This window comes from Mesorhizobium sp. B2-2-3, from assembly GCF_006442405.1.
Classification (GTDB): domain Bacteria; phylum Pseudomonadota; class Alphaproteobacteria; order Rhizobiales; family Rhizobiaceae; genus Mesorhizobium.
Genome location: NZ_VFWC01000011.1, coordinates 98080 through 122531, shown reverse-complemented (window position 1 = coordinate 122531; position 24452 = coordinate 98080). Strand labels below are relative to the sequence as shown.

At 63.2% G+C, this 24452-nt stretch carries 20 protein-coding genes; 15 read left to right on the top strand and 5 right to left on the bottom strand.

Annotation, left to right across the window (positions count from 1 at the left end):
* The first annotated feature begins 46 nt into the window (after window positions 1-46).
* Entirely contained in the window at window positions 47-877 is an 831-nt protein-coding gene (locus FJ951_RS20850; protein ID WP_140495748.1) for a PopZ family protein, read from the top strand.
* A 193-nt stretch (window positions 878-1070) separates the two neighbouring features.
* Here FJ951_RS20850 and FJ951_RS20845 read toward each other — a convergent pair whose 3' ends face one another.
* Window positions 1071-2615, bottom strand: coding sequence for an FAD-dependent oxidoreductase (locus tag FJ951_RS20845; RefSeq protein WP_140517150.1), 1545 nt, complete (start codon window positions 2613-2615; stop codon window positions 1071-1073).
* Window positions 2616-2658: 43 nt separating this feature from the next.
* Between FJ951_RS20845 and FJ951_RS20840 the strand changes: the two genes are divergently transcribed.
* From FJ951_RS20840 to FJ951_RS20820, 5 genes are all read left to right on the top strand, one after another.
* Window positions 2659-3156: a MarR family winged helix-turn-helix transcriptional regulator gene (locus tag FJ951_RS20840; protein WP_140517148.1), complete on the top strand. Its 498-nt coding sequence runs from the start codon at window positions 2659-2661 to the stop codon at window positions 3154-3156.
* Between the two features lie 259 nt (window positions 3157-3415).
* The gene (locus FJ951_RS20835; RefSeq protein ID WP_140517146.1) at window positions 3416-6199 is read left to right on the top strand and encodes a valine--tRNA ligase; all 2784 of its coding nucleotides are present in this window, start codon (window positions 3416-3418) and stop codon (window positions 6197-6199) included.
* A 359-nt stretch (window positions 6200-6558) separates the two neighbouring features.
* The gene (locus tag FJ951_RS20830; RefSeq protein WP_140517144.1) at window positions 6559-7788 is read left to right on the top strand and encodes an OmpP1/FadL family transporter; all 1230 of its coding nucleotides are present in this window, start codon (window positions 6559-6561) and stop codon (window positions 7786-7788) included.
* Between the two features lie 307 nt (window positions 7789-8095).
* Complete coding sequence (ilvD, locus tag FJ951_RS20825; RefSeq protein WP_140495754.1) at window positions 8096-9820, top strand: dihydroxy-acid dehydratase; 1725 nt, start codon at window positions 8096-8098, stop codon at window positions 9818-9820.
* Window positions 9807-10634 carry a tetratricopeptide repeat protein gene (locus FJ951_RS20820; RefSeq protein WP_140517142.1) on the top strand — a complete coding sequence of 276 codons (828 nt, stop codon included), beginning with the start codon at window positions 9807-9809 and terminating at the stop codon, window positions 10632-10634. Before ilvD ends, FJ951_RS20820 begins: the two co-directional genes overlap by 14 nt.
* A 36-nt stretch (window positions 10635-10670) precedes the next feature.
* Here FJ951_RS20820 and FJ951_RS20815 read toward each other — a convergent pair whose 3' ends face one another.
* The 4 genes from FJ951_RS20815 to erpA form a co-directional block, all read right to left on the bottom strand.
* Window positions 10671-10988, bottom strand: a complete 318-nt coding sequence (locus tag FJ951_RS20815; protein ID WP_140517140.1) for a hypothetical protein — start codon at window positions 10986-10988, stop codon at window positions 10671-10673.
* A 64-nt stretch (window positions 10989-11052) separates the two neighbouring features.
* Window positions 11053-11847 (bottom strand): exodeoxyribonuclease III, encoded by a 795-nt coding sequence (gene xth, locus FJ951_RS20810; protein ID WP_140495757.1) that lies wholly within the window; start codon window positions 11845-11847, stop codon window positions 11053-11055.
* A gap of 7 nt (window positions 11848-11854) precedes the next feature.
* Window positions 11855-12247 carry a VOC family protein gene (locus tag FJ951_RS20805; RefSeq protein ID WP_140495758.1) on the bottom strand — a complete coding sequence of 131 codons (393 nt, stop codon included), beginning with the start codon at window positions 12245-12247 and terminating at the stop codon, window positions 11855-11857.
* Between the two features lie 5 nt (window positions 12248-12252).
* Complete coding sequence (gene erpA / locus FJ951_RS20800) at window positions 12253-12600, bottom strand: iron-sulfur cluster insertion protein ErpA (RefSeq protein ID WP_140517138.1); 348 nt, start codon at window positions 12598-12600, stop codon at window positions 12253-12255.
* A 127-nt stretch (window positions 12601-12727) separates the two neighbouring features.
* Here erpA and FJ951_RS20795 point away from each other — a divergent pair, with 127 nt between their 5' ends.
* The 9 genes from FJ951_RS20795 to tatC all read left to right on the top strand — a co-directional run bounded on the left by FJ951_RS20795 (window position 12728) and on the right by tatC (window position 24089).
* Complete coding sequence (locus FJ951_RS20795; protein ID WP_140517136.1) at window positions 12728-13942, top strand: deoxyguanosinetriphosphate triphosphohydrolase; 1215 nt, start codon at window positions 12728-12730, stop codon at window positions 13940-13942.
* 62 nt (window positions 13943-14004) lie between these two features.
* Window positions 14005-15762 (top strand): arginine--tRNA ligase, encoded by a 1758-nt coding sequence (gene argS / locus FJ951_RS20790; RefSeq protein WP_140517134.1) that lies wholly within the window; start codon window positions 14005-14007, stop codon window positions 15760-15762.
* Between the two features lie 103 nt (window positions 15763-15865).
* Entirely contained in the window at window positions 15866-19222 is a 3357-nt protein-coding gene (locus tag FJ951_RS20785; RefSeq protein WP_140517132.1) for an SPOR domain-containing protein, read from the top strand.
* A gap of 125 nt (window positions 19223-19347) precedes the next feature.
* The gene (gene nagZ / locus FJ951_RS20780) at window positions 19348-20367 is read left to right on the top strand and encodes a beta-N-acetylhexosaminidase (RefSeq protein WP_140517130.1); all 1020 of its coding nucleotides are present in this window, start codon (window positions 19348-19350) and stop codon (window positions 20365-20367) included.
* A 60-nt stretch (window positions 20368-20427) separates the two neighbouring features.
* Entirely contained in the window at window positions 20428-21231 is an 804-nt protein-coding gene (locus FJ951_RS20775; protein ID WP_140517294.1) for a ScpA family protein, read from the top strand.
* The gene (scpB, locus tag FJ951_RS20770) at window positions 21228-22007 is read left to right on the top strand and encodes an SMC-Scp complex subunit ScpB (protein ID WP_140517128.1); all 780 of its coding nucleotides are present in this window, start codon (window positions 21228-21230) and stop codon (window positions 22005-22007) included. The genes FJ951_RS20775 and scpB overlap by 4 nt, the downstream gene beginning before the upstream one ends.
* A gap of 179 nt (window positions 22008-22186) precedes the next feature.
* Window positions 22187-22408, top strand: coding sequence for a twin-arginine translocase TatA/TatE family subunit (locus FJ951_RS20765; protein ID WP_015317533.1), 222 nt, complete (start codon window positions 22187-22189; stop codon window positions 22406-22408).
* An 86-nt stretch (window positions 22409-22494) separates the two neighbouring features.
* Window positions 22495-23229, top strand: coding sequence for a Sec-independent protein translocase protein TatB (gene tatB, locus FJ951_RS20760; protein WP_140517126.1), 735 nt, complete (start codon window positions 22495-22497; stop codon window positions 23227-23229).
* Window positions 23226-24089: a twin-arginine translocase subunit TatC gene (gene tatC, locus FJ951_RS20755; protein ID WP_140495766.1), complete on the top strand. Its 864-nt coding sequence runs from the start codon at window positions 23226-23228 to the stop codon at window positions 24087-24089. The genes tatB and tatC overlap by 4 nt, the downstream gene beginning before the upstream one ends.
* Window positions 24090-24452 lie beyond the last annotated feature (363 nt).

Genomic DNA, 24452 nt, shown 5'->3' with positions numbered 1-24452 from the left:
CCGGAGCGGAAGTCTGTAACAGGTCACAAGGGCGGCGGATGTGACGATGGCAACGGCAAGCAGCGCACAGCGCGAACCTTCCATGGAAGAGATACTGGCTTCCATCAGGAGGATCATCGAGGACAGCGACAGCGGCCGCAAGCAGCCGGACGATGCCGATGACTTGCGGCAGGATCTGAAGCCGGCGGCGGGCGCTGCTCCCGACGTCGATGCGTTCCGCGCCGAATTGCATGCCGCTCCCGAGGTCAGGAAGCCGGTCACGCTGGCGGAGGTGCAGGCACAGACATCGGCGGCCGAACCAACGGTCGCGCGCATGGAAGCGCCGGAGCGAACCGATCCCGTGGCACCAAGGGCGTCGATGACGCTTGCCGAGGTGAGCGCCCGGATCGCCGCCGAGCCGCTGCCCGCCGAAAGGACCGACAGGCCCGCGACGCCCGAGGCCGGCGCGGCAAGCGATGCCATCGTCGCCGATTGGCGCCGCGAGATCGCAGCGGTCGGCGAGCAGGCGAAGGCGATACCAGGCATTCGCAAGCCGGTTGTCCAGCCCGAAGCGCCGGTGGACGAGCCGATGCCGGAGCCGGCGTTCGAGCGGACCCCTTCGATCGCCGCCCCGGCGAGCACCGACGAGGCGCGCAAGGCGGCGGATGAAACGCCTGCGGCCCGTCCGGCAATCCTTTCCGAGCATACGGGCCGGCAGGTCGCCGCGGCCTTTGGCGAACTCTCCGACGCCTTTGCCAGCCGCAGCAAGAAGACATTCGACGAGATGGCCGAGGAGATGCTGCGGCCGATGCTGCAGGACTGGCTGGACAACAACCTGCCAACGCTGGTCGAGCGCCTGGTGCGCGAGGAGATCGAGCGCGTGGCGCGCGGCGCGTAATGATTTTCCCGGGTCGCCTTAGGTGGCTAGTTGGACACCGCTGCGCCTTCACCCTGGCGCAGGCACGGTAATCTCAGGATCGGCACGTCGAAGGAGGCGGTGGCCGCAATAATAGCTCCGATGATGGCGATTGCCACGACCACGCCGCTCCACGCTTCATATAGGCCCGACCCAAGCATAGAGCCCGCCAACCTCATTGTTCGAACATATCTCGGCAGTCTTTCGGGTCTTCTCCGGGTTGGACTAGGCCCATGCGGGCCAAATAGGTTTCGAGCTTCGCGGTTCGGTCTGCATCAAGAATCGCCATCACACCGATATATCCGTCCGGCCGGATCAGCACACACTCGCCCGGTGCCAGTGCATAAGCATCGCGAAGGTGTCCCCAGGCATCGATGACATCGCCTTGCGGGCCGATGTGGTGGACATGCAGCCCCTTGAGTGGCCCAACCGTCTCTCTCCCGGCTTGATGAACAAGCAGTGTCCAATGCGGCCCTTGCAGCAATTGGAACAGTCGCCATGGTTGCCCCGCCGCGCCCCTGATTTGGGCATCCGGCGCGCGGTCCCCCGCGTGCGGGCCGCTGCTGCGTTCGGCCATTTCCCTGGAGAGCGGCGATTCCGGATAGGCGATATCGAGCTGGCGCACCTCGCGGCCGCGGTGCATTCCACCCTGTTTCTGGGTGTCGAGCAGCCGGGTCGAAAGGCCGAGAACCGATTCTGCGACCGGACGTCGTTCCTGCTCATAGGTGTCGAGCAGGCAATCATCCGCGCCGTCGAGGACGGCGGCAAGTTTCCAGCCCAGATTATAGGCATCCTGCACGCTGGTGTTCAGGCCCTGGCCGCCGGTTGGCGGATGGATATGAGCTGCATCGCCAACGAGGAATACCCGATCGACCCGGTAGCGATCGGCAAGCCGGGCGTTCATCAGGTAGGCCGACGCCCAGGCGACCGAATCCACCCGCACGTCGCCGCGGCCGGTCCGCTCATTAATCAAGCGCCCCAGCTGTTCTGCTGAGAGGTCCACTTCGCCGTCCAGCAGAATGGGTGCCTGAATCTGGAAGAGATCGGTTCCGGCGAGCGGGCAAATCGCGACCATTCGCTCCATGTCACCGTCGTTGAACTGGTGCCACGCATCGCGGTCCAGCCCGGTCAACAGCACATCCGCCACGACCGCACGCACGCCCAGCGTCTTGCCGGGGAAATTCAAGCCGAGCGCGCCGCGCACGAAGCTGTGCCCGCCGTCCGCCCCGACAAGATAGCGTGCGCGAACGGTTTGCTCGCCGTTCGGCCCCGCAAGACGTGCCATGACACCGTTCTCACCTTGCTCGAACCCAACCAACTCACATCCGTACTCGACCCTATGGCCTAGTTCTGCCAGCCGCTCTCGCATGATCCGCTCGGTGAGGAATTGCGGAATCATTAGCGCGATGGCGTAAGGCTCTGCCGGCGTCGGATCGGGGCGCTCGCCGGTGTCCTTTTCGATATAGCTGCCGTCATCGCCATACACGCGCATCGGCGGATAGACGCCGCCTGCGGCAACGACCCTGTCGAGAATGCCAAGATCTTCGAAAATCTCCTGTGTCCTCGGCTGGATGCCCTTGCCGCGCGAGCCACGGAAGGGTTCGCTCATCTTCTCAATGAGCTGGAAGGATATACCGCGCCGTGCAAGCTCGATCCCCAGCGTCAGGCCAGCCGCTCCTGCGCCGCAGATGAGCACATCTGCCGCAAAACCGTTTGTCATGTCGATCTCCTTGTGTGTAAAATGCACATAATGGAGAGTCGGAGTGCTGTCAATGAAAAGCGTGAAAAATACACATATTGGGAGTCATCAGATTCGTGAACTCCACGGAGCGCTGATCGAGATTGCCAGCCTTATGAACCGGCCTCAGCGCGATGAGCAGATGGTAAAGGAGGCCGGAATTGCGCTCGACCGCGCACTGTTTCCTCTGCTGGTCGGGATAGAGCGGCTTGGGCCGATAGGGATAGTGGACCTCGCCGACCGGGCTGGCCGCGATTACACCACTGTCAGCCGTCAGGTGGCGAAGCTCGAAAGCCTTGGCCTGGCCGTGCGCCGGCAGAGCGAGACAGACCGCCGCGTGAATGAGGCTGTCGTCACGCCAAAGGGCAAGGCGATGACCGACAAGATCGACGCAGCACGAGAGAGAAACGCTCGCGCCGTTTTCGAAAGCTGGGACGCACACGACATCGACGAACTCGTGCGGCTCATGCGCAAGTTCGCCGAAGCTTTGAAAGAAAAACCAGAGGACTCCAGCGCGTCCTGAGACGTCGCACTATTCCTCGTTTCGTACGACCCGAGCTGGCATTTGGGATTGGGCGGCGTAGGCGTGCAATGCCTCTCCGGCTGGAGCCGGTGACAGTGCCGACGCCACCAGGCATTGTCGCATACGGGACAGACACTATCTGAACGGTGATCCTCTTTCTGTTGTGCCGGTTGCCGAGGCGGCCCCTACGGTTGACTCGGTCAAAGCCTTCCGATTTACACCGGACCAGCAAAAATCCGACAGCGCGGACCATTTTCCCATGCTTGAAAAGACCTACGACGCCAAAACCGTCGAACCGAAGATTGCCAAGGTGTGGGAAGAGGCCGACGCGTTTCGCGCCGGCGCCGGCGCCGAGGAGGGGGCCGAGGCCTTCACCATCGTCATCCCGCCGCCCAACGTCACCGGCTCGCTGCATATGGGCCACGCGCTCAACAACACGTTGCAGGATATTCTCGTTCGCTTCGAGCGCATGCGCGGCAAGAACGTGCTGTGGCAGCCGGGCATGGACCATGCCGGCATCGCCACGCAGATGGTGGTCGAGCGGCAGTTGATGGAAAAGCAGATCCATCGCCGCGACCTCACCCGTGAACAGTTCATCGAGAAAGTGTGGGAGTGGAAAGCCGAATCCGGGGGCGCGATCCTCAACCAGCTGAAGCGGCTCGGCGCCTCGGCCGACTGGTCGCGCGAACGCTTCACCATGGACGAAGGCCTGTCCAAGGCCGTGCTCGAAGTGTTCGTCACGCTCTACAAGGAAGGCCTGATCTACAAGGACAAGCGCCTTGTGAACTGGGATCCCAAGCTGCTCACCGCGATCTCCGATCTCGAGGTCGAGCAGCAGGAGGTCAACGGCAATCTCTGGCACTTCCGCTATCCCGTCGAAGGCGTGGCCTTCGATCCGGAAAACCCGAAGACCTTCATCATCGTGGCGACGACGCGCCCCGAGACGATGCTGGGCGATACGGCCGTCGCCGTGCATCCGGACGACGAGCGCTTCCGGCACCTGGTCGGCAAGAATGTCGTCCTGCCGATCGTCGGCCGCAAGATTCCCGTGGTGGCGGATGAGTATTCCGACCCCGAGAAGGGCTCTGGCGCGGTTAAGATAACGCCGGCGCATGACTTCAACGACTTCGAGGTCGGCAAGCGCCACAAGCTGCCGGCGATCAATATCCTCACCGTCGAGGCGGCGGTAAACCTCAGGGACAACGAGGATTTCCTCGCCGGGCTCGAGGTGACGCCGGAGCGCCAAGCCGTCTGGGATGAACTCAACGGCCTTGACCGCTTTGTCGCGCGCAAGAGGATCGTCGAATTGATGGAAGAAGGCGGCTTCCTCGACAAGGTCGAGCCGCATCGCCACGCCGTGCCGCATGGTGATCGCGGCGGCGTGCCGATCGAGCCGTTCCTGACCGAGCAGTGGTATGCAAACGCCGCCGAACTGGCCAAGCCGGCGATCGCCTCGGTGCGCGAGGGGCGTACCAAGATCATACCCGCGAATTGGGAAAAGACGTACTTCCAGTGGATGGAGAACATTGAACCCTGGTGCATCTCGCGCCAGCTTTGGTGGGGCCACCAGATTCCGGCATGGTATGGGCCGGACGGGCGCGTCTTCGTCGAGAAGACGGAGGAAGAGGCGCTGAGTGCCGCGATCGAATATTATCTGGCGCTCGAAGGACCCTGGAAGGCCTGGGTCGAGGACAAGCTCGAGAATTTCCAGCCGGGCGAAATCCTGACCCGTGACGAGGACGTGCTCGATACCTGGTTTTCCTCGGCGCTGTGGCCGTTCTCGACGCTGGGCTGGCCGGATGAGACGCCGGAGCTGAAAACCTACTACCAGACCGACGTGCTGGTGACCGGCTTCGACCTGATCTTCTTCTGGGTCGCGCGCATGATGATGATGGGCCTGCACTTCATGGACGAGGAGCCGTTCCACACCGTCTACATGCACGCGCTGGTGCGCGACAAGAACGGGCAGAAGATGTCGAAGTCGAAAGGCAATGTCGTCGACCCGCTCGACCTCATCGACGAATATGGCGCCGACGCGCTGCGCTTCACGCTGACGGTGATGGCGGCGCAGGGGCGTGACGTGAAGCTCGACCCGGCGCGCATTGCCGGCTACCGCAATTTCGGCACCAAGCTTTGGAACGCGACGCGCTTCGCCGAGATGAACGAAGTCGCGCGCAACGACGATTTCTGGCTGAACGACGCCAAGCTGGCGGTCAACCGCTGGATCCTGACCGAGCTGACGCGCGCCGCGCGAGAGGTCACGGACGGCATCACCTCATATCGCTTCAACGAGGCGGCGGGGGCGGCCTACCGCTTCGTCTGGAACCTGTTCTGCGACTGGTATCTGGAGCTGCTGAAGCCGGTGTTCATGGGCACGGACGAGGCGGCCAAGGCCGAAAGCCGCGCCTGCGTCGCCTTCGTGCTCGACGAAATCTACAAGCTCCTGCATCCGATGATGCCGTTCATGACCGAGGAACTTTGGGCGCAGACCGCGGGCGAGGGCAAGGAGCGCGCTTCGCTGCTTTGCCATGCCGCGTGGCCGTCGCCGGATTTCGAGGACGCTGAAGCGGCCGCCGACATCAACTGGCTGGTTGATCTCGTCTCCGGCATTCGTTCCGTGCGTTCGGAAATGAACGTGCCGCCGGCAGCCATCGCGCCGCTGATGGTGATCGGAGCCAACACGCTTACCCGCGAACGGCTGGAGCGCCACGCCGCCGCGATCAAGCGGCTGGCGCGCGTCGGCGACATCTCGCAGGTTGACGCCGCACCCAAGGGCTCGGCGCAGATCGTGCTCAACGAGGCAACGGTCTGCCTGCCGCTCGGCAGCCTGATCGATCTCGCCGCCGAGGCCGCGCGCTTGCAGAAAGAACTGGCCAAGGTGACCGAGGAGATCGCACGCCTGCACAAGAAGCTGTCGAACGAAAGATTCGTCGCCAGCGCGCCGGCCGAGATCGTGGAAGCCGAGCGTGAAAAGCTGGCCGAATACCGCGAGGCGCAGAGCAAGCTTTCGGTGGCGCTGGCCAGGGTTCGCGAAGCGGGTTGAGGGCAGATTCGGGAGACTTTAGGGCCCTCTAAAATGGGGTGGCTTTTTGCCTCGAAACCGGCATTCCGTAGCGTTAATGTTGACGTAAACGGAAGTTTTCGCCCCATTGTTGCCATAATGTAACAATGGGGCATTCGACTGCTCAAAACTGATTATTTTTGGCCTTTTTGGCCGATTTTCTCCCGTTTTTCTGAGTGAGACACGCCCGGCGAACCGTTTTTCTGCCTCGCTGCGCTGGTCTGCATTTTGTCCGGAATGCGTCCGGTGGACATGTACATGTACGCCCCAAGAATTCGTTGTTGCACCGTTAACCCGAATTGGTTCTAGCTGGATGCACTGACTATTCGGGGAGGACATCCATGAACAATCTGCGTTTGAAAGCACTGCTGGGGGCAGGGTGCTTTTCGCTGGCTTTGCTGGGGACGGCAATGAGCTCGGCACATGCCGGCGGCCTGGAACGTGGCGGCTACGATATCGACCTGCTGTTTGATCCGGCGCCGTTCGCGACGGACGCGGAAGCGACCTATGTGATGCCGGACCGTAAGTACGAGAATGCGCGTGGTCCCGGCGGAGCCAATCTCGGCCTTGGTACCTCGGCCGACGGAGCCGAGGGCTATTGGGTACCGCGCATAGGAATGAAGGCCCAGGTTGTGCAGAGCGTCGACTGCATGGTCGATTATTCGCAGCCTTGGGGCGCGCATACCGCACCAGGTATGTGGAACGGAGCGCTTTCTAACGTCGAGACCGATATCAAGAGCAACAATTACGCCGGCACCTGTTCCTACAAGTTTGATGCTGGCAAGGGCCAGCTCCGCTTTATCGGCGGGTTGTTCTATCAGGACATTTCAGGCTTCAAGGAAAGCTTGGTCGGTTTTACTCCCCTCGGACAACCGCTGCTTGGTCGTGTCGATCTGGAGGCTAACGGTTGGGGCTGGCGCGCCGGCGTTGCCTACGAAATCCCTGATATCGCGCTCCGCGCCAGCTTGGTCTACAATTCGAAAGTCAAGCTAGACAACATTTCGGGCACACTCACCTTACCAGCTATTCTTGGAGGTTCTCGGCCGATCTATGGCGCAGAGGAGTCGATGCCAGATTCGCTGGAACTGAAACTGCAGTCCGGTATTGCGCCTGACTGGCTGGCCTTCGGCTCAATCAAGTGGGTCAACTGGAGCGTGCTGCAGAGCGTTCCGATCTGTCCAACAATTGCGCCTGGGGCGGCTTGCTTCACGAACGGCCCGGGTCAGGTGACGTCGCTCGACCTGATGTATCGTGACGGCTGGACCGTTTCAGGTGGTATCGGCCACAAGTTCAATGATCAATGGAGTGCCGCCGGTCAATTGACCTGGGATCGTGGCACCTCGCATGGCTATGGTGCGCAGACCGATACGTGGACCCTGGGCGGCGGCGTCGCCTATACGCCGCAGCCCAACATCGAAGTGCGGCTCGCTGGAGCGGTCGGCGTTTTGACCAGCGGCCACTCGGGGACATTGGCTGGTGAGAACGGCTATGTTGCAGGCGAGGATGCCAGCTATGATTTCGGGAATGATCTGATCACGGCGATCTCTGGTGGTGTGAAGATCAAGTTCTAAGTCTCTGTAAAATCAAATGAAAGGCCGGGCAATGCCCGGCCTTTTTCGTTCCGGGGCTGTGGCCGAGCCTGTCGGCCCCAGGGCTGCGTTGCAGATAAACCGCACCAGCTCCGCCTCGTGTCGTTGTGATGTTTTGGCAACACTTTCTGAACAACCCCTGCGCTAGAAGTCAGGCCGACGAAATTGCCCATTTCCCGCCATAAACCCGGCGCACCTCGATCTTGTCTCGGGACACGCGCCAAAAGGCTCGGCGATGGGAGCAGGCCGCACCGCCCTCTTGCGAGGAAGATGTGGGGCAAGGAAGAGTATGGACGCCAAAGTCATCTCCAAGGCTAAGCTCCCCAGCCGCTATGTGACCGTCGGTCCGGCGCGTGCGCCGCATCGCTCCTATCTCTATGCCATGGGCCTGTCGGCGGCCGAGATCGCACAGCCGCTGGTCGGCGTCGCCTCCTGCTGGAACGAAGCGGCGCCCTGCAACATTTCGCTGATGCGCCAGGCGCAAGTGGTCAAGAAGGGCGTCGCGGCCGCCAACGGCACGCCGCGCGAATTCTGCACCATCACCGTCACCGACGGCATCGCCATGGGCCACCAGGGCATGAAGTCGTCGCTGGTGTCGCGCGAGGTCATCGCCGATTCGGTCGAGCTCACCATGCGCGGCCATTGCTACGACGCGCTGGTCGGGCTCGCCGGCTGCGACAAGTCGCTGCCCGGCATGATGATGGCCATGGTGCGGCTCAACGTGCCGTCGATCTTCATCTATGGCGGCTCAATCCTGCCCGGCAGCTACCGCGGCCGCCAGATCACCGTGCAGGATGTGTTCGAAGCGGTCGGCCAGCACTCGGTCGGCACGATCGGCGATGCCGAACTGCTTGAAATCGAGCAGGCCGCCTGTCCCTCGGCCGGCTCCTGCGGCGCCCAGTTCACCGCCAACACGATGGCGACCGTGGCCGAGGCGATCGGTCTGGCACTGCCCTATTCCTGCGGCGCGCCGGCGCCTTATGAAATGCGCGATCGTTTCAACTTCGCCTCCGGCGAAAAGATCATGGAACTGATCGCCAGGAACATCCGGCCGCGCGACATCGTCACGCTGAAAGCACTGGAGAACGCGGCGACGGTGGTTTCGGCCACCGGCGGCTCGACCAATGCGGCGCTGCATTTGCCGGCCATAGCGCATGAGGCCGGCATCAAGTTCGACCTGTTCGATGTCGCCCGGATTTTCGAGAAGACGCCATACATCGCCGACCTCAAGCCCGGCGGCAAATATGTCGCCAAGGACATGTTCGAGGCCGGCGGCATTCCGCTGTTGATGAAGACGCTGCTCGACCACGGCTACCTGCATGGCGATTGCCTGACGGTCACTGGCCGCACTTTGGCCGAAAATATGGAGCATATTGCCTGGAATGAACACCAGGATGTGGTCCGCCCGGCCGACAGACCTATTACCCAAACCGGCGGTGTCGTGGGCTTGAAGGGAAACCTTGCCCCCGAAGGCGCGATCGTGAAGGTCGCGGGCATGACGGAGTTGAAGTTCTCCGGCCCGGCGCGCTGCTTCGATTCGGAAGAGGAATGTTTCGAAGCGGTGACGCATCGCAACTACCGGGAAGGCGAAGTTCTCGTCATCCGCTACGAAGGGCCGCGCGGCGGACCGGGCATGCGCGAGATGCTGTCGACGACGGCGGCACTCTACGGCCAGGGCATGGGTGGCAAGGTGGCGCTGATCACAGACGGCCGTTTCTCGGGCGCGACGCGCGGCTTCTGCATCGGCCATGTCGGGCCGGAGGCAGCCGTTGGCGGTCCGATCGGCCTCATCCGGGACGGCGATGTGATCTCTATAGATGCCGTGAACGGCACGATCGATGTGGCGTTGTCCGATAGGGAACTGGCTGCGAGGGCAAAGAGTTGGAAGGCGCGCACGACCGACTATCAGTCCGGCGCGATATGGAAATACGCACAGACGGTAGGTTCCGCCCGCGACGGCGCAGTCACCCATCCGGGCGGTGCGAAAGAAACACACTGCTATGCGGACATCTGAGTTGTTGAGGTCGTCTGTCCTTCCGGCACTGGTCGCGTTAGCGATCTTTGGCGCCGTCGGCCAGGCCATGGCCTTCGACGACAAGGTGTTCGACGACAAGACCGGCGTGAAGCCGCAGTCGAGCCCCTGGGCGGTGTTCCAGTTCGGTTTCTCCGCCTACAAGAACGGCCACAAGGAACAGGCCGCGGAGGCCTATAAATACGCCGCCGAGAACGGCCAGATCGGCGCTACCTGGAAGCTTGCCCGCATGTATGCCGAGGGTGACGGCGTGGCGCGCGACGATTACGAGGCGTTCAAGTTCTTCTCGGAGATCGTCGATCAGGACGTCGAGCCCGGCTCACCGGAAGAAAGCTACGTTTCCGACGCGCTGGTGGCGCTGGGCGACTATTTGCGCAAGGGCATTCCCGGCAGCCCGGTGACCGAGAACGAAGTGGCGGCCCAGGAATATTACATGCGCGCCGCCGCCAACTACCGCAACCCGAATGCCCAGTTCGAGATGGGGCAGATGTTCCTGAAGGGCGAGGGCGGCGTGAAGGCCAGCGTCAAGCAGGCCGGGCGCTGGTTCCAGCTCGCCGCCGAAAAAGGCCATGCCGGCGCGCAGGCGACGCTTGGCCATCTGTTGTTCCAGAGCGGCAAGATCGTGCGCGGCCTGGCGATGATGACGGCAGCACTCGAACGTGCGGCGCCCGCCGACCAGCCCTGGATCCGCGGCATGCAGGAGGAGGCCTTTGCCGCCGCCGGCGAAGCCGACCGCCGCACAGCGATCTCGCTCGCTGACGACATCCTGACCAAGGGCAACAGCGCCGATCAGTAAGGATGATCTCCCCACGAGGAGATCGCTAATCAGACATTAATTCTCGGTCGGCTCCGCCGGCACCATGCTGGGAGCCGGCGCCGAGATCGGCGTCATCCGCCGGTGCGGCGCCAGCGTGTCTTGCGGGCAGCTGTCCCCGACTTTCGTCCATGAGGTGTTGTTGAGCACCATCTCGCAGCGGGCGAGGTGGCTCTTGTCGGCGATCGTCAGACAGGCGACCTGGCCGACCGGGTAGGATTTTCCATTGGCAAGACATTCCTCGGCGGCGAAAGCCGCCGCAGGGACGGCGACAGCGAATGCCAGGCCGATCGGACAAAGGACAAGTCGTATGGTCATGGGAACCCCAGCCGCCATGATGATCTCCCATCATGCGCCTGATTGTGGCGATACGAGGTCCAGCGCGGGCCCGGGGTCTCCCTCAGGCCGGCAGCAAATCGAGATCGATGGCCACCGGCACGTGGTCGGACGGTTTTTCCCAGGCGCGCACATGCTTTTCGATCGAGGCCGATGAAAACCGGTTGGCGGCCTCGGGCGACAGCAGCAGGTGGTCGATGCGGATGCCGTTGTTCTTCTGCCAGGCGCCGGCCTGGTAGTCCCAGAAGGTGAAGGTGTCGCCCGCATCGGTGACCGAACGCACTGCTTCGGTGAAGCCGAGATTCTTCAGCCTGCGGAACGCCTGCCGCGTCTGCGGCTGGAACAGCGCATCATTCAGCCAGTTCTCCGGGAACTTCGCGTCGACAGGTTCGGGAATGACGTTGTAGTCACCGGCCAGCACCAGGGCTTCCTCCAGCCTCAGCCGCTCCTCGGCCCAGCGCTCCAGCCGTGCCATCCAGGACAGCTTGTAGGAGAATTTCCTCTCGTCATCGATCGGATTGCCGTTCGGCAGATAGAGCGAGGCGACACGCAGCGCGCCCTTGTCGGTCGAGAACACACCTTCGATGAAGCGCGCGTGCTCGTCGGCGTCGTCGCCGGGCAGACCTCTGATGACCTCGTCGAAGCGCAATTTCGACAGCAGGGCGACGCCGTTGAAACCCTTCTGGCCGTGGGTTTCCACATTGTAGCCAAGCGCCTCGATCTCGGCGCGCGGGAACTGCTCGTCGACCGTCTTGATCTCCTGCAGGCAGACGATGTCGGGGGCGCTTTCGGTCAGCCAATGGGTGAGATTGCCGATGCGAGCGCGAATGCCGTTGATGTTCCAGGTGACGATCTTCATGGCGGCCTCAATGTTCTTCCGGGGCAAGACGTTCGACCAGGCCGATCGTATTGCCTGCGGGATCCTTTAGAAAGGCCATCCACTCGCTTTCCCCCGCCGGACCGAACTGGCCCTCGGTGTCGCGATGAACAAGCGTTGGAGGCGCGGTGAAGGGAACGCCCGCAGCTTTCGCGCCGGCGTGGAAATCCTCGAGACCTGATATGTCGAGATAGACGGTTCCGGCCGGAATGCCGTCGGTGAACAGCAGCCGCACGCTGCCGGCCATGATGAAGGCGATGCCCGGCGGATCGTAACGCACATGCACGCTCATCCCGAGCACGTCGCACCAGAAGGCCAGAGTCGCGTCGAGGTCTCGCCCGGCCGAGAGCGCGACCTGACGAACCGCGCCAATGGCAGGCATTGTTCCTAAATGGAGAAGCTTGTGCCGCAGCCGCAGGAGGCGACCGCATTCGGGTTGCGGATCTGGAACGACTGGCCCATCAGGTCGTCGACGAAATCAATCACCGACCCGCCCATATAGACCAGCGACAGATCATCGATCAGAACCGTGGCGCCGTCCTTCTCGATGGCGACATCGTCGTCGTTGCGCGCGTCGACCAGATCGAACTTGTAGGAAAAGCCGGAGCAGCCGCCGCCTTCGACGGAAACGCGCAACGCCGTCTTGCCGGCCTCGTCCGACACAATCTTGGCGATCCGCCTTGCGGCGGCATCGGTCATCTCGACATTCATGGCGGTCTTGGCATCCGCGCCCATGGGCGTCACCTTGCTTTCGGTTTCACATGATAGGTATGAAGCGCGAAGGGCCAAGTCAACCGGCCATAGTCTGGCGGCCATAGTCTAGCGGCCAAAGTCAGGCGGCCAAAGTCAGGCGGCATCGACCATGACCAACGAGTTGGGCGACATCGGATTCGGCTATAGGCCCCGCGCGGCCTATGCCAGCGATCCGGCGCGCTCGCGCGGGCGCCTGTTCGAAGAGGTCGAAAGCCCGACCCGTACGCCGTTCCAGCGCGACCGCGACCGCATCATCCATTCCACCGCGTTCCGCCGGCTGAAACACAAGACGCAGGTCTTCATCGCCCATGAAGGCGATCATTACCGTACCCGGCTGACCCATTCGATCGAGGTGGCGCAGATCGCACGCGCCCTGGCGCGGGCGCTGCGCGGTGACGAGGATCTGGCTGAAGCGGTGGCGCTGGTGCATGATTTCGGCCACACGCCCTTCGGCCACACCGGCGAGGACGCCCTCAACGAGAAGATGGCTGATTGGGGCGGCTTCGACCACAACGCGCAATCGCTGCGTATCGTGACAAGGCTGGAAGCGCGCTACGCCGAGTTTGACGGACTGAACCTGACCTGGGAAACGTTGGAAGGCCTGGTCAAGCACAATGGTCCGCTGACCGATGCTAACGGCAAGGGCCTGAAGGGTCCGGTGCCGCAGGCGATCCGCGATTATTCGGAACTGCACGACCTCGAGCTCGACCGGTTCGCCGGCATCGAGGCGCAGTGTGCTGCGATCGCCGACGACATCGCCTACAACACGCACGACATCGACGACGGCCTGAGGGCGGGGCTGCTGACGCTGGACATGCTGAAGGCCGTCTCGCTGCCGGGCACAATCCTGGAGGGGGTGCGCGCGCGCTATCCCAATCTCGACGAGGTGCGCACCGGCCACGAGCTAATGCGGCGCCAGATCACCGCCATGGTCGAGGACGTGATCAGGTCGACCACCGCCAACCTGGAACGCACCGGACCGCGGAGCGCCGATGCGGTGAGGGCGGCGGGCGAGACGATGGTGACCTTTTCCGCCGAAATGGCCATCGCCGAGAAAGAGCTGAAGGCCTTTCTCTACAAACACCTCTACCGGCACAAGGAAGTCATGCGCGTGCGCGCCGATGCGGAGCGGATCGTCAGGGACCTGTTCGACGTCTATTTCGCCGATCCGCGCGCCATGCCGGACGGCTGGCGCGAGGGGCTCGACCGGGCCGAGGATCGCATCAAGGCGCGCAGCGTGGCCGACTTCCTGGCGGGGATGACCGACACCTACGCGCTGAAGGAACACCGCCGTTTGTTTGACCGTACGCCGGATTTGAGCTAGGGCGGGCTCGATTTTGCCGGCCAACAAGCCGGATTCCCTGCAAAGCCGCCAGAGTCATACCCATGAACATCTTCGCCGACTTCACCGCGCGAATCATAAAAGCCGTCGAAGCGCTTGATCTGAAAGCCAGTGACGGTGTTTCGCCCGATCTGTCGCGCATCGCCGTCGAGCCGCCGCGCGATGCCAGCCATGGCGATCTCGCGACCAATGCGGCAATGGTGCTGGCCAAGCCCACCGGCCAGAACCCGCGGGTGCTGGCTGAGCGCCTGGCGCTCGCGCTGCGGGACGACAAGGATATCGCGGCCGCCGAGGTTGCTGGCCCGGGCTTCGTCAATTTGCGGCTCAAGGACGGTTTTTGGCAGGCACATCTCACGACGCTTCTGGGCGAGGGCCGCAATTACGGCCGCTCCAGCATTGGCGGCGGCAGGAAGGCCAATGTCGAATATGTATCGGCCAACCCGACGGGACCAATGCATGTCGGCCATTGCCGTGGCGCCGTGGTTGGCGATGCGCTTGCCAATTTGATGGCCTTTGCCGGTTACGACGTGACCAAGGAATATGTCATCAACGACGCCGGCTCGCAGATCGACGTTCTCGGGCGCTCGGTGATGCTGCGTTATCGCGAAGCGCTTGGCGACGAGGTCGGCGAGATCCCGGCCGGGCTCTATCCAGGCGACTATCTGGTCCCGGTCGGGCAGGCGCTGGCCAAGGAGTTCGGCCGGTCCTTGCTGCAGATGCCGGACGAAGAGGCGCTCGCCATCGTCAAGGACCGCACCATCGACGCGATGATGGCGATGATCCGCGAGGATCTGGCGCTGCTCAACGTGCATCATGACGTGTTCTTCTCCGAGCGCACGCTGCACGCCGACAATGCCAGGAAGATCCGCTCGGCGATCAACGACCTGACGCTGAAGGGCCATATCTACAAAGGCAAGCTGCCGCCGCCCAAGGGCGAGAGGCCGGACGACTGGGAAGATCGCGAACAGACCCTGTTCCGTTCGACGGCGGTCGGCGACGACATGGACCGGGCGCTGGTCAAGTCGGATGGTTCGTTCACCTATTTCGCCGCCGACGTCGCCTATCTCAAGGACAAGGTCGATCGCGGCTTCGTCGAGCTGATCTACGTGCTCGGCGCCGACCATGGCGGCTACGTCAAGCGGCTGGAAGCGCTGGCGCGGGCGATCGCCGGCGACGAGGTGAAGCTCACGGTTCTTCTGTGCAACCTGGTGAAGCTGTTTCGCGATGGCGAGCCGGTGCGCATGTCCAAGCGGTCCGGCGATTTCGTGACGCTGCGCGAAGTGGTGGAGGAAGTCGGCCGCGACCCCATCCGCTTTATGATGCTCTATCGCAAGAACGATGCGCCGCTCGATTTCGACTTCGCCAAGGTGACCGAACAGTCCAAGGACAATCCGGTGTTCTATGTGCAGTACGCTTCGGCGCGCTGCCATTCGGTGTTCCGGCAGGCGAGCGAACAGTTGGGCGAAGCGAATTTCGATCGCAACAGCCTGGCGGCTGCCGTGGCGTTGCTGACCGACGAAGGCGAGATCGGCCTGATCCGGAAACTCGCTGAATATCCACGGTTGATCGAGTCGGCGGCACTTGCGCTCGAGCCGCATCGGCTGGCATTCTACCTCTACGATCTGGCCTCAAGCTTCCACGGGCACTGGAACCGCGGCACCGATAATCCGGACTTACGTTTTGTTAAGGTTAACGACCGACAATTGACGCATGCCAGACTAGGGCTGGTGCAGGCTGTTTCGGATGTCTTGACGTCCGGCCTGACGCTGATCGGCGCCGCGGCGCCCACCGAAATGCGTTAGGTTTGACTAAAAAACCTGTCACCTTTTGCCCACATTGCGCTGGTAAGGGCCAACCCTGCGCGACGTCCATGGCGTCCGAATGAGTGCGAGTTCGGGAACAATAATGGCAGACAGAACCCAGCTGAGAATAGCCGACAACAACGACATCGCCAACGATGATCCGTTCGCGGAACTGACCAGGATCATGGGGTTCGACCCGCGCCAGCCGGTCAAGCCACAGGCGCCCGCCCAACCGAAAGCCGCCGCTGATCAGCAGGCGCAGGAGGTCGATTTCGACATCGATCTCGAAAAGGAGTTGATGGGCGACTTCGACTTTGCCGAAGGCAACGCCGCGACGGTCGCCGATGTTGATGAGCCGGCGTTCGACGCCGCCGCTACCGACGGCATGGATGACGAACTCGCCATGGCGTTCGACGACATGCAGCTCGACGATGAGCATGGTGCCGACGACGCAGTTGCCGAGGCCGCGCCAACCGTCGATGCCGCTTTCGATACGGATTTCGACGATGCGGTAGCCAGCTCTCTCGATGGCGTTTCGCCGCTCGATGACGATCTGCCCATGGCGGACGAGCTTGCGGCATCGCTCGATCAGGACTTCCGGCTTGATGACGCGACCGATGCGGCCGAGCCCGCCTTGGCCGCCGAAGTGGCGGAGCCTACCGTCGACCATGAATTCGACGATGGCTTTGCCCTTTCGCTCGAAGACGAACTGATGCTCGATGGTCACGTGGCGGAGCAGCAGCCTGAAGCGGCCGCGGCTCCGGTCGAGCCTCCCGTCGAGGCGGCGCTGAACGCGAACCATGCGGTTTCCGAAGAGGATTTTGGCGATCGCTTTGATGACGCCACGGCTTTCGACGACGGGCTGGCGGATATCGATTTCGATCTGGCTGCCGATCACTCGGTCGCGACCGATGCGCCCGTGGCTGCGGAGACGGATGCGCTTGACGCGCATGACGTGACCGCCGAGACGGCAGATGCGCACGAAATGGAGGACGTGTTCGCCGAGGCGACGGATGCGGAAGGCGAGGCGGCAGACCTGGCCGCCGATGAGCCGCTGGACGATGCTTTCGAGCAGGATTTCAACGACGCGCTTGCCGAAGCGACGGACGAGCCGGCCGCTGAGTCTGTGGCTGCCCCCGTTCATCCGGCCGCCCCGGCTATGGCCGAACCGGTGCATGCCGCCGCCGTCGAGCGTAGCCTTGAAGACGAGTTGAACGCGCTGTTGGGCGCCATGAGCGCGCGCCCGGCGCCGGTGGCCAAGGAGGAGGTCGCGGTTCAGCAGCCTGTCGCCGCGACCGCGAAACCCCACGAAGAACCGACGGCCGGTGACCTCGACTGGAACCTGGACGAACCTGCGGCGACGCAGCAGCATCAGGCGGTCTCGACCGCTGACGTCGATCTTGACGATCTCATGCTCGATGAGCTTCAGGACCAGGACCTCGGCGCGCATGCCACTGTCTCTGAAGACGATGATTTCGAAGCGGAACTCGCCGCAAGCATCGACCTGGCTGAAGGAATCGACCGGGATGAAGACCTCGCCGCGGATTCCGCCGCGCCGGAAACTTTCCGCGACGATCCCCTCGATTGGCTGACGACGCAGTCCACGCCGCCCGAGCCGGCCCGCTCGTGGAGCCGGGTTACGCCGGTCCCGCAGCCGCAACAGGCGAGTTTTACCGCCCAGCCGATGGCTTCGGCGGCCCCCATGGCGGCGCCGGCTGCCGCGATCCCGACCTATCGTGCGGCCGAGCCTGCCGCTTATGCGGCGCCGGCCGCCGCGCAGCGCGAGCAGTCCGCGTTCGATGACGAGATGCCTGACGTCGAGACCGTCGATGTGCCGGAGCGCGTCGTGGCGCTTCAGGATGATCTCGACATTCCGGAATTGCACTTCGAAGAGGACGAGCCGGCCGCGCCCGGCTACGACGATCTCGACGCCGAATTCTCCAATCTGCTGACCGAGATGAATACAGTGGATGTCGCTGCGGCTCCCGCAAACGCCAGCGCGCCCTATGCCGACGACTCCTACAATCCCGGCTTCAAGTCGGGATACGATGCCTTTGAACAGGGCTATGAGGCTCTCAAGCCGGGCTATGAGACGCTCAAGCCGGGCTATGAGGGGCTCAAGCCGGGCTATCAGCCCGAGGCGCGCACCTACGCGGCACGGCCAGCGGAAATGTCTGCCCGCGCGACAGCGCCGGCGGGTTATGCCGACGCCACCAATGGCTTCGACGTCGACGACTTGCCCGGCAGCCAGCCGGTTTCACAGGCCGACGATTTTGCCGTCGACGAGCTCGACTACGATCCCGAGCTGGACGAGGCGATGTCGGTTCCTGGTCTCGCCGAACGCGAGGCCGGCGGGTCGCCGCGCAGGCGCGGCCTGCTCATCGCCGCCATTGTCGGTGCAGTCGTTGTCACCGGAGGCCTCGGCGCCTTCGCGCTGTCTCCGGGCGGCCAGGGCGGCAGTGACGCCCCGGTCCTGGTCAAGGCGGACAATGCACCGATCAAGGTCAAGCCGGAAAACCCGGGCGGCGCCGTGGTGCCGAACCAGGACAACAAGGTCTATGACGCGGTCGCCAAGGGCGCCAAGCCCGCCGAGCCGGTCCAGCAGAAGCTCGTCACCAATGTCGAGGAACCGGTGGATGTGGCGGCGAAAGATCCGGCTCGCGCCGTCGATCTCTCGCCCGACCAGACCGCAGCCGACATGGCGGACGGCGACGGCGGCGATGCTCCGACTGCCGTTGCGGCGCCGGCCAACAACGCCGCGCCCGCAGCCAAGTCGGAGGACCGCATCGCGCAGGTTCTGCAGGATGTCGACAAGGGCGCAAATCCCGACGTCGTCGCCGTGGCGCCGCGCAAGGTTAGGACCATGGTGGTCAAATCGGACGGGTCGCTGGTGCCGCGTGAGGATCCGGCGCCCGCCGCACCGAAAGTGGCTGCCGTGGAGCCGGTCGATCCGGCGCCGCAACATGTCGCGCCGTCGGCTCAGGCCGATGCCGACCAGACCGGCACGGTGGCGCCGGACGCCGCGCAGGCGGACGACGAGCCAGCCCTGAAACCGGTGGCCGAGCCCAAGGCGGAAGCCAAGGCCCAGTCGGCCAACACGCCGGCCAAGGTTCCGGTCGCGCCGCAGCGCCCGTCCGACCAGCCGGTCGACGTGGTCGGCGAGGTCAAGCCCGATCAGGTTGCCTCCATCAGTCCCGCGGCGCCCTCGACCGGCGGCGGTTCGTGGTCGATGCAGATCGCCTCGCAGCCGACGGTCGAAAGCGCGCAGTCGACCTATCAGGATCTGCAGCGTCGCTATGGTGGCGTGCTTTCCGGCCGCACCGCCAACATCGTCAAGGCGGAGATCGCCGGCAAGGGGACTTTCTACCGCGTCCGCGTGCCCGCGCAGTCGCGCAACGATGCCATCAATCTGTGCACCAGCTACAAGGCTGCCGGCGGCAACTGCTTCGTGTCGAGGTAGTCATTCACCTCCCGTGTCGGAGGAGAGCAGTTTGAAAACCGGCGCGGCCTCAACGCCGCGCCGTTTTCTTTTTGCACTTTTCGACGTGATTCCCTTTGGCCGCGGAAGATTCTAGACTCGTCGGCATGACCGAATCAAAATCCATGATCCTCGGCTGTGCCGGGAAGTCGCTCACCCGCGAAGAAATCAGTTTCTATCGCAATGAATGCCCGTGGGCCTTCATCCTGTTTGCCCGCAACATCAGCGAGACCGAGCAGATCCGCGATCTGGTCGCCGAGATGCGCGACTGCATCGGACGCCCGGACGCGCTGGTGTTCATCGACCAGGAGGGCGGCAGGGTGCAGCGGCTGCGGCCGCCTCTGGCGCCGAACTATCCAGCCGGCGGCGCGCTCGGTGCGCTGTGGCGCGACGACCATGACGCCGGAGCCCGCGCCGCCTGGCTGATGGCGCGGCTGCACGCTTTCGACCTTCTGCGCTACGGCATCACGGCGGATTGCCTGCCGGTGCTCGACGTGCCGATCGAAGGGGCGAGCGACGTCATCGGCGCGCGCGCCTATGGCAAGGAGCCGCGCCCGGTCATCGAGCTCGGCCGCGCCGCGGCGGAAGGCCTGATGTCTGGCGGCGTGCTGCCGGTCATGAAGCATATTCCCGGCCATGGCCGGGCTTTCGCGGACACGCATTTCGAACTGCCTGTCGTCGACGCTTCGATGAGCGAGCTGCAGCGGCACGATTTTGCGCCGTTCAGGGAACTCAACCACCTGCCGATGGCCATGACCGCGCATGTCGTCTACAGCGCGATCGATCCCAAGAACCCGGCGACCACCTCCGGCAAGGTCATCGACGAGATCATTCGCCGCGAGATCGGCTTCGATGGGCTGCTGATGAGCGACGACACCTCGATGAAGGCACTTTCTGGGGATTTCCCGACAAAGGCGGCCTCGATCCTTGCGGCCGGCTGCGATCTGGTCCTTCACTGCAACGGCGTTTTCGAGGAGATGGCGGGCATCGCATCGCGAACCAAAGGGCTTGAGGGCAAGTCGCTTGAGCGCGCAAACCGGGCAATGACCTATATAGAAAAACGCGACGCGGCTGAAGAAACCGAGATACGCGCCGAATTCGCCACCTATTTCGATGCGGTGGCCTGACAGAGGGAAGAACGGGACGTGGCGGAAGCATTGGAAAGCAAGGCCGGGAAGGCCGCACCGATGGACCGCCTGTGGGCCGAAAGCGATGATTCCCGGCTGACCGGCGATCCGTCGCTGGTCGTCGACGTCGCAGGATTCGAAGGCCCGCTCGATCTTCTGCTGCATCTTGCCCGCAACCAGAAGGTCGATCTCGCGCGCATTTCCATCCTGGCGCTGGCCGAGCAGTATTTGGCCTTCGTCGAGACGGCGAGGGCACTGAGACTTGAGCTCGCCGCGGATTATCTGGTGATGGCGGCGTGGCTCGCCTTCCTCAAATCGAAGCTTTTGATCCCGAAGCAGCCGGGCGAGGAAGGCGAAAGCGGTGAGGAACTGGCGGCGGTGCTGCAATTCCGGCTCAAGCGGCTGGAAGCCATGCGCGATGCATCGGCGCGGCTGGTCAACCGGAACCGGCTCGGCCGCGACGTGTTCGCGCGCGGCATGCCGGAAATGGTCATCATCGAGAAGCGCAATGCCTATTCGGCGTCGCTCTACGATCTGCTCACCGCCTATGCCCAGCAGCGGCAGAAGCAGGCAATCACCAATGTCACGATCGCCAGGCGCGGCGTCTGGTCGCTCAAGGACGCCCGCGATATCCTGACAAGGCTGATCGGCTCGCTGCAGGACTGGACGGCGCTCGACAGTTTTCTCGTCCGATATCTGTCCAGCCCGGAAGAGCGGCGCACCGCGATCGCCAGCTCGTTCGCGGCGACACTGGAACTCGTGCGCGAGGGCAAGATGGATGTGCGGCAGGACGAGGTGTTCGCGCCGATCTATTTGCGCGACCACCGCGCACAGGCAATCAAGGCAGTCGAGGTGGCATCATGAGCGAACGCGCCAACGCTTCGGTTGTCCCGTTCAAGATGGACAACGAACCGGAGGAGGGCGAGATCGACCAGGCTTCGGTTCAGAATCCGACCCAGAATCCGGCGCAGAATCCCGCCGAGCGGCTGCATATGGCGGAGGCGGTGCGCATGGCCGAGGCGATCGTTTTCGCCAGTGCCGAGCCGGTCAGCGAAAAGCAGTTGGCCGCGCGCCTTCCCAATGGCATCAACATCGCGCTCGCGATGGCCGAGCTGCAGCAGATCTATGCGCGGCGCGGCGTCAATTTGGTGCGGGTCGGCGATGCCTGGGCGTTTCGCACCGCCGGTGATCTTGCCTTCCTGATGAGCCGTGACACCGTGCAACAGCGCAAGCTGTCGCGCGCGGCGCTCGAAGTTCTGGCGATCATCGCCTATCACCAGCCGGTGACCCGCGCCGAGATCGAGGACATCAGAGGCGTCGAAACCTCGAAAGGCACGCTGGATACGCTCTTGGAAACGGAATGGGTGCGCATGCGCGGCCGGCGCAAAACGCCGGGCCGTCCCGTGACCTATGGCACCACCGAAACCTTCCTCGACCATTTCGCGCTTGAGGAAATCCGCGATCTCCCCGGCATGGAGGAGTTGAAGGGCGCCGGCCTGCTTTCGGGCCGCATGCCGTCGAATTTCTCCATTCCGCAGCCGCCGGCCGATCCGGATGCGCTGACCGAGGACGAGGATCCGCTGACCGATATCGATCTCGAGGAACTCGGCCTGCTGACGCCGCGCGTCACGGAAGATTGACCGCAAGCCCCTGTTCCTGGAGGCTTTCCCGGGCTAGATGCGCCGATTGGTAGCGGACCGCATCGCCGAAAATGCGTGACATCCGACACCCTTTCATAAACTCTGTCGCGGTTGTGTTTGAATCCCAACGCGAAAACGCATAGATCATCGCCAGGGAAACCATTCGAGAGAGAGTTGCTATGGGTTCATTTTCGATTTGGCACTGGATGATCGTGCTGGTCATCGTGCTTCTGGTGTTCGGCCGCGGCAAGATACCCGAGCTGATGGGCGACATGGCCAAGGGCATCAAGAGCTTCAAGAAGGGCATGGCGGACGACGACGTTGCCGACGACAAGCGTACCGTCGAACATCGCGCCGACGAAACCGTTTCGGCAGCGAAGGAAAAGGCCAGCAAGAGCTGAGCCAAGGGTTGTTGCTTTTGTGTGTGTCGTTGTCCCAGAACCGCTTCGCACTTTTGGGCGGCATGCATTAGTCGGAACGGATAGCCATGTTTGAAGTCGGCTGGACCGAAATGCTGGTGATCGCGATCGTCATGATCGTGGTCGTCGGGCCGAAGGATTTGCCCAACATGCTGCGCACCTTCGGCCGCACGACGGCGAAGCTGCGTGCCATGGCGGCCGATTTCCAGAAGCAGTTCAACGAGGCGCTGAAGGAAGCGGAGCTCGACGACGTCAAAAAATCGGTCGACGAGCTAAGGGGGCTCAGCCCGGTTGCCGAGATCAGGAAACAGCTCAATCCGTTCGAGCAGGCGGCCGCCGATGTACGTTCCGGCGTCGACGCGGCGATGAAGCCGAAGCCGGCCGTCGATACGGCAGCGCCCGCCGGCTCGGTGCCGCAGGCGGCCGAACCGTTGAAGAACGGCGCGACCACCATGCCGGGGCCCAATGAACCCGATACCGCGCCGGCCGCGCCGATCTTCCCAGTCATGACCGATGAATCGGTGGTGGCGTCCTCAGCGCCGACAGAGCTGGCGCCAAAGACACCTGCGGCAGGGAAAGCGGCCAAGCCCGCCAAGGCTTCGGCGAACGGCGCGAAAGCTTCCACGCCTGCGAAAGCGGCGACCGCCAAACCCGCGCCAGCACCCAAAGCGCCGGCGAAGCCCGTGGCGGCGTCAAAGGCTGCCAAACCGGCAGCAGCCAAGGCGGCGACGACCAAGGCCGAGGCGAAACCGGCTCCAGCGAAGAAGCCGGTGGCCAAAAAGACGGCGGGAGCCGCCAAGTGAGCGTTTCGGACAAGGAAAAGGACGAGATCGAGAAATCCTCGGCGCCGCTGATGGAGCATCTCATCGAGTTGCGCCGCCGACTGATCTGGTCGCTCGGCGGCTTCTTCGCCGCGTTCCTGGTCTGCTTCTTCTTCGCCAAGAAGCTGTTCAACCTACTTGTCGTGCCATTCAAATGGGCGACGCAATGGGCGGGGCTCGACCCGCACAAGGTCGAGCTGATCTATACCGCGCCGCAGGAATTCTTCTTCACGCAGGTCAAGCTCGCCATGTTCGGCGGCATGGTGATCGCCTTTCCGCTGATCGCCACGCAGATCTACAAGTTCATCGCGCCCGGCCTCTACAAGAACGAACGCAACGCCTTCCTGCCGTTCCTGATCGCGTCGCCAATCCTGTTCCTGATGGGCGCCTCGCTGGTCTATTTCTTCTTCACGCCGATGGTGATGTGGTTTTTCCTCGCCATGCAGCAGTCGGGCACCAACGACCAGGTGCAGATTTCGCTGCTGCCGAAGGTGTCGGAATATCTCAGCCTGATCATGACGCTGATCTTCTCCTTCGGCCTGGTATTCCAACTGCCGGTGGTGACCAGCCTGATGACGCGCGTCGGCATGCTGTCATCCAAGGCGCTGGCCGAGAAGCGCAAATGGGCAATCGTCATCGCCTTCGTCGTCGCGGCGGTGCTGACGCCGCCCGACCCGATGAGCCAGATCGGCCTCGCCATCCCGACCATCCTGCTCTACGAGGTCGCCATCTGGTCGGCGCGGATGATTGAACGCAGCCAGGAGCGCGAGCGCCTGGCGCGGGAGAAGCAGCAATCCGAGGAAGAGGTGGCGGAAAAGCCGGCAGACGCATCCTCCACATAGGGCAGGCGCGTCGCCCCTGCGGGCTGCCGGCCTCGGAATCGGTGCGCGGCCCGGTGCCGATAGGAATTTTTTCTTGACTTGGTGCCCGCCGCTATGGTACATATTCGGTTATGGTGCTGATTTGCGCCAACGACCCGCCGCCGAGGCGGGTTTTTTATTTCTGGACTGTCGCGCTATCCCTCACCACTCGAAAGCGGGCTCGCGGCCCCTGCCGTCAGCAAGCCCGATCTTGCATCGATCAGAGATGCGGTTTACCCCCTCTGGCCTGAAACGCATCGCGAAACCGACGATGCGTTTCAGGCTATATTCTTGGAGCATATCGTAGCGCAAACCGCCGCGCGCTTTGGCGGCAAGCTACCGCAG